The 9,552-nt window shown below is 71.0% G+C and carries 8 protein-coding genes and 1 riboswitch; of the genes, 4 read left to right on the forward strand and 4 right to left on the reverse strand.

Going from position 1 to position 9,552, the window contains the following annotated elements:
* Positions 1-345: 345 nt before the first annotated feature.
* From rlmN to ACFUPX_RS06595, 4 genes are all read left to right on the forward strand, one after another.
* Positions 346-1,452: a 23S rRNA (adenine(2503)-C(2))-methyltransferase RlmN gene (rlmN, locus tag ACFUPX_RS06580; RefSeq protein WP_383316954.1), complete on the forward strand. Its 1,107-nt coding sequence runs from the start codon at positions 346-348 to the stop codon at positions 1,450-1,452.
* A gap of 20 nt (positions 1,453-1,472) precedes the next feature.
* A riboswitch (TPP riboswitch) is annotated at positions 1,473-1,589 on the forward strand.
* Positions 1,590-1,681: 92 nt separating this feature from the next.
* Complete coding sequence (locus ACFUPX_RS06585) at positions 1,682-2,764, forward strand: thiamine ABC transporter substrate binding subunit (RefSeq protein ID WP_383316958.1); 1,083 nt, start codon at positions 1,682-1,684, stop codon at positions 2,762-2,764.
* A 50-nt stretch (positions 2,765-2,814) separates the two neighbouring features.
* Positions 2,815-4,425: an ABC transporter permease gene (locus ACFUPX_RS06590; RefSeq protein WP_383316962.1), complete on the forward strand. Its 1,611-nt coding sequence runs from the start codon at positions 2,815-2,817 to the stop codon at positions 4,423-4,425.
* Positions 4,425-5,471, forward strand: coding sequence for an ABC transporter ATP-binding protein (locus tag ACFUPX_RS06595; RefSeq protein WP_383316965.1), 1,047 nt, complete (start codon positions 4,425-4,427; stop codon positions 5,469-5,471). Before ACFUPX_RS06590 ends, ACFUPX_RS06595 begins: the two co-directional genes overlap by 1 nt.
* 77 nt (positions 5,472-5,548) lie before the next feature.
* Here ACFUPX_RS06595 and ACFUPX_RS06600 read toward each other — a convergent pair whose 3' ends face one another.
* The 4 genes from ACFUPX_RS06600 to ACFUPX_RS06615 form a co-directional block, all read right to left on the reverse strand.
* A complete protein-coding gene (locus tag ACFUPX_RS06600; protein WP_383316968.1) occupies positions 5,549-6,715 on the reverse strand; it encodes an LOG family protein in 1,167 nt (388 codons plus the stop codon).
* A 130-nt stretch (positions 6,716-6,845) separates the two neighbouring features.
* On the reverse strand, positions 6,846-7,250 hold the full coding sequence (locus ACFUPX_RS06605; RefSeq protein ID WP_383316973.1) for a VOC family protein: 405 nt from the start codon (positions 7,248-7,250) through the stop codon (positions 6,846-6,848).
* Positions 7,251-7,416: 166 nt separating this feature from the next.
* The gene (locus ACFUPX_RS06610; RefSeq protein WP_383316975.1) at positions 7,417-8,583 is read right to left on the reverse strand and encodes a hypothetical protein; all 1,167 of its coding nucleotides are present in this window, start codon (positions 8,581-8,583) and stop codon (positions 7,417-7,419) included.
* A complete protein-coding gene (locus ACFUPX_RS06615; protein WP_383316978.1) occupies positions 8,565-9,410 on the reverse strand; it encodes an ABC transporter ATP-binding protein in 846 nt (281 codons plus the stop codon). The genes ACFUPX_RS06610 and ACFUPX_RS06615 overlap by 19 nt, the downstream gene beginning before the upstream one ends.
* Between the last annotated feature and the right edge of the window lie 142 nt (positions 9,411-9,552).

Here is a 9,552-nt window from a genome sequence, read left to right on the forward strand (position 1 = left end):
CCCGCTGTCCATGGACGGCGGGCCCCTCTCCGTGTCGCTCCGTCTCTCAGCGCCGCCGGGGAATCTTCCACCCGTTCTTGCGCAGCCTGACGAGGATGAACACCGCGCAGAGCACCCACACACCGAGGAAGACCCATTTGAACCACGGGGGGCCTTGCCACTTCTCCGCCAGTTGAACCGATGCGACACAGCAAGAGGTCATTGCTCGCGTATGCCCCCGGTTACCGCCAGGAACCGCCGCCGGGCGGCGCTCTTGCGCGTACAGGTGCCGCCACCGCGCACAGATGGCGCTACGAGGGGCCGTGGCCTGGCCGGGTTCCCGTCGTCTGCGACACTGGATGGACCATGCCTGTACCCGGAGAACTCACCTTCGTCGCGCCCCGCGGAGCCAAGAAGCCGCCGCGGCATCTCGCCGACCTCACGCCCGCCGAGCGCAAGGAAGCCGTCGCCGCTGTCGGCGAGAAACCGTTTCGCGCCAAGCAGCTCTCGCAGCACTACTTCGCGCGGTACGCGCACGACCCGGAGCAGTGGACCGACATTCCCGCCGGTTCGCGCCAGAAGCTGCAAGAGGCGTTGCTGCCTGAGTTGATGTCCGTGGTGCGGCACATCAGCTGTGACGACGACACCACCCGCAAGACGTTGTGGCGTCTGTTTGACGGGACGCTCGTCGAGTCCGTGCTCATGCGCTATCCCGACCGCGTGACGATGTGCATCTCGTCGCAGGCCGGGTGCGGGATGAACTGCCCGTTCTGTGCGACCGGGCAGGCCGGTCTCGACCGGAACCTGACGACCGCCGAGATCGTGCACCAGATCGTGGACGGGATGCGGGCGCTGCGGGACGGGGAGATCCCGGGTGGGCCCGCACGGCTCTCCAACATCGTGTTCATGGGGATGGGCGAGCCGCTCGCCAACTACAACCGGGTCACCGGGGCCATCCGCAGGCTCACCGACCCCGAGCCCGATGGTGTGGGGCTCTCGCAGCGTGGCATCACCGTGTCGACCGTCGGCCTGGTGCCCGCCATCCACCGGTTCGCCGACGAGGGCTTCAAGTGCCGCCTCGCCATCTCGCTGCACGCGCCCGACGACGAGCTCCGCGACACCCTCGTACCCGTCAATACGCGGTGGAACGTGCGTGAGGTCCTTGACGCGGGATGGGAGTACGCCGCCAAGTCGGGGCGTCGGCTGTCGATCGAGTACGCGTTGATCCGGGACATCAACGACCACGCGTGGCGCGGTGACCGGCTCGGGCGGCTGCTCAAGAACAAGCCCGTGCACGTGAACCTGATCCCGCTGAACCCGACGCCGGGCTCGAAGTGGACGGCGTCGCGGCCGGAAGACGAAAAGGCCTTCGTGGATGCCATTGCCGCCCATGGGGTGCCCGTCACTGTTCGTGACACCCGTGGTCAGGAGATCGACGGGGCGTGCGGTCAGCTCGCCGCGTCGGAGCGTTAGTCTGGCCGGAACACATCTTCATATTCCGACAGGGGAGCGCCACAGCGCTGAGAGTGCGGCACCAAGGACAGGATGGCCGCAGACCCTCTGAACCTTGCCCGGGTCATTCCAGGTAGGAAGTTCGGACATCACTCAAGCTGTTGCGCCCTGCCCGCGGCCCCTTCAGGGCTGTGGGCAGGGCCGCGTCTCTTCCTGGTCACTCCAGGAGGAATGAACTCAGTTGAACTCAGTGAGCACCACCAAGAAGGTCACCTTCACCGCTGTCGCGGTCGGCCTCTCGCTCGTCGCGCTATCCGCGTGCGGCTCGTCGGACAGTGGCGACAAGGCCGACTCCAAGAGCGTCACGCTTGTCAGCCACGACTCCTTCAGCGTCTCCAAGGATGTACTGGAGGCGTTCGAGAAGAGTTCCGGTTACAAGGTCAACGTCCTCAAGGACGGGGACGCCGGCGCTGCCGTGAACAAGGCGATCCTGTCGAAGGACAACCCGCAAGGGGACGTCTTCTTCGGTGTCGACAACACGCTTCTCTCGCGCGCGCTCGACAACGACCTCTTCCAGTCGTACGAGGCCAAGGGGTCGGGGCAGGTCCTTCCGCAGTTCCGCGCCGATCAGGGCAAGCATCGCGTCACGCCCGTCGACAGCGGCGACATCTGCGTGAACTACGACAAGAAGTACTTCAAGGACAAGAAGCTGGCGCCGCCGACGTCCTTCGCGGATCTGACCAAGCCCGCCTACAAGGACCTCCTTGTCACCGAGAACGCCTCGACCTCGTCGCCCGGCCTCGGATTCCTCCTCGGCACCGCCGCCGAGTACGGGGACGACGGCTGGCAGGGCTACTGGAAGAAGCTCAAGGCCAACGGCGTCAAGGTCGTCGACGGCTGGGAGCAGGCCTACGACGAGGAGTTCTCCGGGTCCGCCGGGGGGAAGAAGGCCAAGGGCGACCGGCCGCTCGTCGTCTCCTACGCCTCGTCCCCGCCCGTCGAGGTGCTCTACGCCAAGCCGCAGCCCAAGGAGGCGCCGACCGGCGTCGCGACCGGCACCTGCTTCCGGCAGGTCGAGTACGCGGGTCTGCTCGGCAACGCCAAGAACGAGAAGGGCGGCAAGGCGCTGCTCGACTTCCTGATCAGCTCCGAGTTCCAGAACGACATGCCGCTCAACATGTTCGTGAACCCGGTGCGGGAGAAGGCCGAGCTGCCCGAGCTGTTCGTCGAGCACGGTGCGACGATCGACAAGCCGGAGACCCTGGACCCGAAGAAGATCGCCGACAACCGCGAGCAGTGGGTCAAGTCGTGGACCTCGCTCGTACTGAAGTAAGCAGGGCCCGTAAGGGGCTCGCGCGCGGGAGTGCGGCGCGGCTCGGTCTGATGGCCGTGCCCGTCGCGTTCTTCGCGGTCTTCTTCGCCTATCCGGTCGCCGCGATCGTCGCGCGCGGTCTGAAGGTGGGCGGGGAGTGGCAGTTCGGGCGCGTTGTCGATGTCCTCGCGCAGTCCGATGTCCGGCACGTGCTCTGGTTCACCACCTGGCAGGCGCTCGCGTCGACCGCGCTCACGCTGCTCATCGCGCTCCCCGGCGCGTACGTCTTCGCGCGCTTCGAGTTCAGGGGCAAGCAGCTGCTCCGGGCGGTCGTCACGGTGCCGTTCGTGCTGCCGACCGTCGTCGTCGGGACCGCGTTCCTCGCGCTGCTCGGGCGGGGTGGGTTCCTCGACGAGATGTGGGGCGTGCGGCTCGACACGACCGTGTGGGCGATTCTGCTCGCGCACGTCTTCTTCAATTACGCCGTCGTCGTACGGACCGTCGGCGGGCTCTGGGCGCAGCTCGACCCGCGTCAGGAGGAGGCCGCGCGGATGCTCGGCGCCTCGCGGTGGACCGCCTGGCGGACGGTGACGCTGCCCGCGCTCGGGCCCGCGGTCGCCGCGGCGGCTCTGATGGTCTTCCTGTTCACGTTCACCTCGTTCGGTGTCGTGCAGATCCTCGGCGGGCCCGCGTACTCGACCCTGGAGGTCGAGATCTACCGGCAGACCGCCCAGCTCCTCGACTTGTCGACGGCGGCCGTCCTGACCATCGTGCAGTTCGCGGCGGTCGGCGTGATCCTCGCCGTGCACGCGTGGACCGTGCGCCGGCGCGAGACCGCGCTGAAGCTGGTCGACGCCTCCACGGTCGCGCGGCGGCCGCGTGGGGCGGGGCAGTGGGCGCTGCTCGCCGGGGTCATGGCCACCATCGCCGTGCTGATCGTGCTGCCGCTCGGCGTGCTGATCGAGCGGTCGCTGAGCGGTCCCGGCGGCTATGGCTTCACCTACTACAAGGAACTGACATCGGCGGAGGGCGGGGCGTTCCTCGTCCCGCCGATCGAGGCGGTCTGGAACTCGCTCCAGTACGCGCTCGCCGCCACCGCCATCGCCCTGGTGATCGGCGGGCTCGCCGCGGCGGCGCTCACCCGCAAGGCCGGGCGGCTCGTGCGCGGGTTCGACGCGCTGCTGATGCTGCCGCTGGGGGTCTCCGCGGTGACGGTCGGCTTCGGCTTCCTGATCACGCTGGACAAGCCTCCGCTTGACCTGCGCTCCACCTGGATCCTGGTGCCGCTCGCGCAGGCGCTGGTGGGCGTGCCCTTCGTCGTACGCACCATGCTTCCCGTCCTGCGCGCGGTGGACGGACGCCTGCGCGAGGCCGCGGCCGTGCTGGGCGCGTCGCCGCTGCGGGCGTGGCGGGAGGTCGACCTGCCGATGGTGCGGCGGGCGCTGCTCATCGCCGCGGGGTTCGCCTTCGCCGTGTCCCTGGGGGAGTTCGGCGCGACCGTGTTCATCGCGCGGCCGGACAACCCGACGCTTCCGGTCGCCGTTGCGCGGCTGCTCGGGCGGGCCGGTGAGCTCAACTACGGGCAGGCGATGGCCCTTTCGACGATCTTGATGGTGGTGTGTGCGGTGTCGCTGCTGCTGCTCGAACGGCTCCGTACCGACCGCACGACCGGGGAGTTCTGATGAATGCAGGTGGTACAGGCGGTGCCGGTTTGCTGACGCTCGCCGATGCGACCGTGCGGTTCGGGGCGCGGGCCGTGCTCGACCGGGTCGGGCTCGCGGTCGACGAGCACGAGATCGTGTGCGTGCTCGGGCCCAGCGGCAGCGGCAAGTCGACGCTGCTGCGCGCGGTCGCCGGGCTCCAGGAGCTCGACGGCGGTCAGGTCCTGTTGGGCGGGAGGGACCAGCGGGGCGTGCCCGCGCACAAGCGTGGGGTCGGCCTGATGTTCCAGGACCACCAGCTGTTCCCGCAGCGTGACGTGGCGGGCAATGTCGCCTTCGGGCTGCGGATGCATGGGGCGTCGCGGGGTGAACAGGCCGACAGGGTGGCCGAGTTGCTCGACCTCGTGGGGCTTCCGGGTGCGCAGCGGCGGGCCGTCGCCTCGCTCTCCGGCGGTGAGCAGCAGCGGGTCGCCCTGGCGCGTGCGCTCGCCCCGAGGCCGCGCCTGCTCATGCTGGACGAGCCGCTCGGGCAGCTCGACCGGTCGCTGCGGGAGCGGCTCGTCGTCGAACTCCGTGAGCTCTTCGACGAGTTGGGTACGACGGTGCTCGCGGTCACGCACGACCAGGGCGAGGCGTTCGCGCTGGCGGACCGGGTCGTGGTGATGCGGGAGGGGCGGATCGCCCAGTCCGGTACGCCACTTGAGGTCTGGCGGCATCCCGCTGACGAGTTCGTGGCGCGGTTCCTCGGCTTCGACAACGTCGTCGACGCGACGGTGGCCGGTGACGTGGCGGACACCGCCTGGGGCAAGGTTCCGGTGCCGGACGGCGCGGCGGACGGGCGGTGCAGGATTCTCGTGCGGCCGGCCGGCGTGCGGCTCGTGCCCGCCGACGAGGGGCTGCCGTGCGCGGTGACGGCGCGCACCTTCCGGGGTACGCACGTTGCCGTTCATCTGGAGCCCGGGGCGGGGCCGCGACTTGAGGCCGCCTGTGCGTTGCGGGATGCGCCCGGGGTGGGGGAGACGGTGGGGGTCGCGTTCGACGCGGGGGATGTCGTGGTTCTCGGCTGACGTGGGCCGCGGCGCTGTTGCTGCGCCGGGGCCTTGAGCGCCGTCATCACCGGCTTCGCCGCCCGCCGAGTGCGTCCTCAGATGCCGGACGGGCTGAAGCCCCGCAGCGCGTCCGGTGCTTCCTCCACCGTGTCCACCAGGGCGATCCTCGACTCCATCGACCGGCCTTTCGCCAGCGCCTGGAGCAGGGGCCATGCCGGGAGCCGGTTCGTCCAGTGGTCGTGGTTCACCAGGATCATCGGGGCCGGTTCGCCGCGGGACTCGTAGTAGTTCGGGGTCGCCGCGTCGAAGATCTCCTGGAGTGTGCCCGCCGCGCCGGGGAGGAAGATGACGCCCGCGTTCGAGCGGGCCAGGAGGCCGTCCTCGCGGGTGGCGTTGGCGAAGTACTTGGCCAGCTGGGTGGCGAAGGCGTTCGGCGGCTCGTGGCCGTAGAACCAGGTGGGGATGCCCACCGACGCTCCACCCGACGGCCAGCGCTCGCGGACGTCGAAGGCGGCGCGCGCCCACTCGGAGATCGAGGGGCTGAACGACGGTGCCTTGGCGAGGAGTTCGAGTGCCTCGTCCAGCATCTCGTCGCGGAAGACGGACGCGTACGCGCCCAGGTTCGCCGCCTCCATCGCGCCGGGGCCGCCGCCCGTGGCGACCGTGAACCCGGCGCGGGCCAGCGAGCGGCCGAGCCTGGCCGCGCCCTCGTACGCCTCCGTGCCGCGGGCCATCGCATGGCCGCCCATGACGCCCACCACCCGCGCGCTGACCAGCAGTTCGTCGAGGGCGTCCGAGACCGAGTCGTCGTGGATCGCGCGGAGCATGGAGGAGAAGACGTCGCCGTCGGCCTTGGTCTCCTGGAACCAGGCGTACGCACGGGCGTCGGGAGTCGCCTCGTACCCACCCTCGGAGAGTCCCGCGAAGAGCTCTTCCGGCGTGTAGAGAAGACCGCGGTACGGGTCGAACGGCAGGCCCGGGACGGGCGGGAAGACCAGCGCCCCGGCGGTCCGCATCGCGTCCACCGCGCTCTGCTCCATGGCGCAGCCGAGGAACACCGCGCCCGTGGCGTCGCAGGCCGTCAACGCGGTCGTACGCGCCGTCAGGTCTATCGCCTGGACGCGGCACCCGGCGAGCGAGCCGCTCGCGGCGATCTCGTCGAACTCCGCGAGCGACTCGATCTCGCGGTCGCCGCCCGGGAGTCGGGGCGTGGGCCTGGGGGCGGATGCGGACGCGGAGTCGGGCTCGGGAGTCGGCTGCATCCGCCCATGCTAAGCAGACCACGCAAGGCACCCGGCGTCAGGCCTGCGGCTGTCCGTAGCCCCAGGCCCGCCGTCAGCCCCGCTCCGGCCCGCAGCAGCCCCGCGCTCGCAGCCCCGCGCCCCCGCCCCCTCAGCCCTGGACCGCCGACTCGTCCATCCACATGATTTCCCAGGTGTGGCCGTCCAGGTCGTCGAAGGCGCGGCCGTACATCATGCCGAAGTCCTGCGTCTTGCCCTCCGTGGCGCCGGACGCCACCGCCTTGTCGACCAGTTCGTCGACCTTCTCGCGGCTCTCGGCGCTCAGACAGAGCAGCGTCTCGCTGGTCGTCGTCGAGTCCGCGATCTCCTTCTTCGTGAAGTCCCGGTAGCGCGGCTTGCTCAGCAGCATCGCGACGATCGTGTCGCTGATCACGACGCAGGCGCAGTCGTCCGTCGTGAACTGCGGGTTGATCGTGTAGCCGAGCTCCGTGAAGAACTTCTTCGAGCTGTCGACGTCGTTCACGGCGAGGTTCACGAAGATCATCTGCTGGTACATGTGGCGTCTCCCGTTGCGGTGAGTTCTGCGTGGCGCCGGTGCGTGTGTGCGCGTGTACGCGTGTGTGCGCCGGGCGTGCCTTGCCTTGTGCAGGGGTAGACGTACGTTCGACGCGGAACTCATCGCCCGCCGCGGAATTTCTTTCCGCGCGTTCGGCGGCGCCCGCTCACCCCGCCAGCGGCTGTGCGGCCAGCTCCGCGACCACCCAGGTCAGCGGCCCGACCACGGCCGCGAGCGTGCCTGCCCGCAGTGCGGCGGTGCCGCGCAGCATCGACGTCGGAGCACCGAGCTGGAGCAGCGCCGACGTCGTGTCCGCACGCGCGTGCTTGGCCTCGATCGCGACCGTGACCACAGTCAGGGCCGCACAGCCCGCGACGAGCAGCGAGCCGAGCATGGTCATCGGTCCGATGGCGGGCCGGTCGCCGGCGTAGAGCGTGAGCGCTGCGTACGCCCCGGAGCCCACCGCGCAGAGCACCCCGAGCGGCCGTCCGATCCGCCGGGCCTCCTCCTGGAGCCCGCGCCCGGCCAGGAGCCGCATCGCGCCGGGCCTGACCGACTGCAGGATCCGCCCGCACAAGTAGGTGAGGCCGGGGCCGGCGAGCACGAGGCCCACCGCCGTGAGCGTCCAGCCGGCGAGCACGCCCGCGGGGCTGCCGGTCAGACCGCCCGGCATCCTGAGCTCCGACGCGCCGGGGGAGCGGCTCGCGTACGCCTCGACGGCGAGGCCCGCCGCCAGGAGCGCGATCCCCCAGGGCAGCCCGCTCGGCGGCGTGGCCGGCAGGTCGGTCCTGGCCAGGCCGTCCTGCTCGTCGGGCCGCTTCGGGGGCCGGGGCCGCAGGGCGGCGGCGCCGGCCGCGGACGCGGTCAGCGGGACGACGGCGAGCAGGGTGAGCGCCGCGGCGACGGGCAACGGCTGGTCGGCGGCGAGCAGATGCGCCGCGGCGCCGTCGAACGGCAGGCCCGTCAGATCCCCGCGCAGGTGCAGGAAGAACAGGAGCGCCACCATCGAGCCGAGCGTGCACGCCACGGCAGTGGAGATCGCGGCGAGGACCGTGAGCTTGGCCGGGCCGAGTCCCACCGCGGAGAGCCCGGAGCGCGGGCGGGTCGCCGGGTCGGTGCGCGCGACGGTGACGGCGAAGTACACGGTGGCGGCGATCGGGGCGACGCACCAGGCGAGCCGCAGCAGGGCGCCGGCGGAGGCGTGCGGGTGTCCCATCGCGTACCCCAGCGTGCACAGCAGCAGGAAGCCGGTGCCGGCCGACGCGGTGGCGACGAGCAGCCTGCGCAGCTGGACCAGGGGGTGGGCCCCGCGCGCTAGACGGAGAGCGAGCACGCGGCCCGGCCTTCCGCGTCGTCGGAGTCGCCGTCCGCGGAGGCGGAGGCGGAGGGGGAGGCGGGGGCAGCAGCGGCAGCACCTTCGGCACCAGTGGCCCCTCCCGCATCGTCCGCCTCCGCGGGCCCACCGGCCCCCGGCAGATGCACCGTGTTGACACGCCTGCCGTCCAGCAGCGCGACGGTCCGGTCGGCGAGGGCGGCGACCTCCGCGTCGTGCGTGGCCAGGACCACCGTGATGCCGTGCGAGCGGGCCGCGGTCGTCAGCGTACGAAGGACGTGGGCGCGGTCGGCGCGGTGCAGCGGCGCGGTCGGCTCGTCGGCGAAGATCACGGACGGCATCGTGACCAGGGAGCGGGCGATGGCGATGCGCTGGCGCTGGGCCTGGAGCAGCGCGTGCGGCCGCTTGCGGGCGCAGTCACCGATGTCCAGGCGCTCCAGCCACTCCTTGGCCGCGGTCTTGGCGACCCGGTGACCCTCGCCGCGCAGCATCAGCGGCAGCGCGACGTTCTCCCAGGCCGTGAGTTCGGGCACGAGGTGCGGCTCCGGGTCGATCCAGCCGAAGCGGTCGCGGCGCAGCCGCTCGCGGACCACCGGGCCCATCGTGTGCACCGGGGTGCTGTTGAACCAGACCTCGCCCCGCTCGGGCAGGAGCTGGCCGCAGAGGCAGCGCAGGAGGGTCGTCTTGCCGCTGCCGCGCGGGCCGGTGACGGCGAGGATCTCGGCTTCGCGCACACCCAGCGATACGCCGGTGAGAGCGGGGGAGCCGTTGTGCGTGACGTGCAGGGCGCGTGCCCACAGCACGTCGTTGTCCGGCGGGGCCACCATCACGTACACCTCGGTTCAGATCAGTTTGCCTCCCCCGTACGGGGGAACGAAGGCGGGGCCGATCGGTCACTGGGCACGCTAGGGATTCGGGCTCGGCATGCCGGGCCTGACCGCCTACGCGGGCCTCTTCGAGGTCGCCTCC

The sequence above is a fragment of the Streptomyces sp. NPDC057302 genome (assembly GCF_042667685.1).
In the GTDB taxonomy this organism is placed as follows: domain Bacteria; phylum Actinomycetota; class Actinomycetes; order Streptomycetales; family Streptomycetaceae; genus Streptomyces.

What these genes read in the sequence shown, in the direction of transcription:
- rlmN (WP_383316954.1), top strand. Translation starts at nt 346, where the DNA reads ATGCCTGTACCCGGAGAACTCACCTTCGTCGCGCCCCGCGGAGCCAAG.
- ACFUPX_RS06590 (WP_383316962.1), top strand. Translation starts at nt 2,815, where the DNA reads ATGGCCGTGCCCGTCGCGTTCTTCGCGGTCTTCTTCGCCTATCCGGTC.
- ACFUPX_RS06615 (WP_383316978.1), bottom strand. Translation starts at nt 9,410, where the DNA reads ATGGTGGCCCCGCCGGACAACGACGTGCTGTGGGCACGCGCCCTGCAC.
- ACFUPX_RS06595 (WP_383316965.1), top strand. Translation starts at nt 4,425, where the DNA reads ATGAATGCAGGTGGTACAGGCGGTGCCGGTTTGCTGACGCTCGCCGAT.
- ACFUPX_RS06605 (WP_383316973.1), bottom strand. Translation starts at nt 7,250, where the DNA reads ATGTACCAGCAGATGATCTTCGTGAACCTCGCCGTGAACGACGTCGAC.
- ACFUPX_RS06600 (WP_383316968.1), bottom strand. Translation starts at nt 6,715, where the DNA reads ATGCAGCCGACTCCCGAGCCCGACTCCGCGTCCGCATCCGCCCCCAGG.